Here is a 679-nt window from a genome sequence, read left to right as displayed (position 1 = left end):
AGCTGCGGCGCAAGCAGGTCATCGACTTCTTTAGCAGGATTCCTCCTTGCCTGGTCGGCATGGAAGCCTGCGGAACCGCTCATCACTGGGCGCGTGAAGTCTCCAAGCTCGGTCACACCGTGCGTCTGATGCCGCCGAGCTACGTGAAGGGCTATGTCAAACGGTCGAAAAACGATGCTGCCGATGCCGCCGCCATCTGTGAGGCCGTGACACGCCCATCGATGCGGTTCGTGCCGATCAAGTCGGCCGATCAGCAAGCCTTGCTGATGTTGCATCGAACTCGGGATCTTTTAATCCGCCAGCGCACGCAGCTGATCAATGCGCTCCGAGCCCACCTTGCCGAGTTCGGCCTGGTGGCGGAGACGGGACGCGAAGGTCTCGCGCAGCTTGCCACGATCATCACGGACGAGAGTAATCGCGAAGCTCTTCCAACTGCGATGAAACAGGCGCTGCAGGCCATTGTCGATCAACTCGCAGCTCTGGAAATGCAGATTGGGGCTCTGGATCGCGCCATTCACGCCCATCATCGTGCCAACGATATGAGCTGCCGCCTCGAGACCGTGCCGGGGATAGGCGTGATCGGGGCCACGGCCATCGCTTCCACTGTCGCAGACCCGAGTGATTTCAAATCCGGTCGGGATTTTGCAGCATGGATCGGACTTGTGCCGCGGCAGCACTC

At 60.4% G+C, this 679-nt stretch carries 1 protein-coding gene; it reads left to right on the top strand.

Features of this window, described 5'->3' with window-relative positions; genetic code table 11:
- Positions 1 to 679: IS110 family RNA-guided transposase (locus Q3C01_RS44855; RefSeq protein WP_458151746.1), on the top strand; the 679-nt coding region annotated here is incomplete at both ends.

The organism is Bradyrhizobium sp. UFLA05-109, assembly GCF_054185165.1.
This window is presented reverse-complemented; position numbering and strand designations above follow the sequence as displayed.